This window comes from Cobetia sp. SIMBA_158 (assembly GCF_046566945.1).
GTDB lineage: Bacteria > Pseudomonadota > Gammaproteobacteria > Pseudomonadales > Halomonadaceae > Cobetia > Cobetia amphilecti.
In genome coordinates, this window is record NZ_JAWJYL010000668.1 from 1 (window position 1) to 256 (window position 256).

Sequence of the window (256 nt, forward strand, 5' to 3'; positions counted from 1 at the left end):
AGTGTAAGTACTAAAAAGCTGGTGGATTTAATTAACGATTTACGCGCGATATACCGAGCTGAAATTCCTGATATGTTACAACTTGGTAAAAGCTTAAATAAATTAGAGACCAGTGTAGCTGATTTACGCTTGCAGTTTGGTGTCGATGGCAGTAGAGGTGATTGGCGAGAAAAGCTTAGCGAAAAGCAAATCTGTGCAGCACTGCATCGTGTCATTAGTGATTTGGACTTTGTTTATCAAGTACTCAAACTATGCT

General features: G+C 39.1%; 1 protein-coding gene. It reads left to right on the top strand.

The window, feature by feature from the left end; all coding sequences use genetic code 11:
- On the top strand, positions 1-256 hold a 256-nt coding region (locus tag R2R70_RS21500), incomplete at both ends, for a hypothetical protein (protein WP_410979124.1).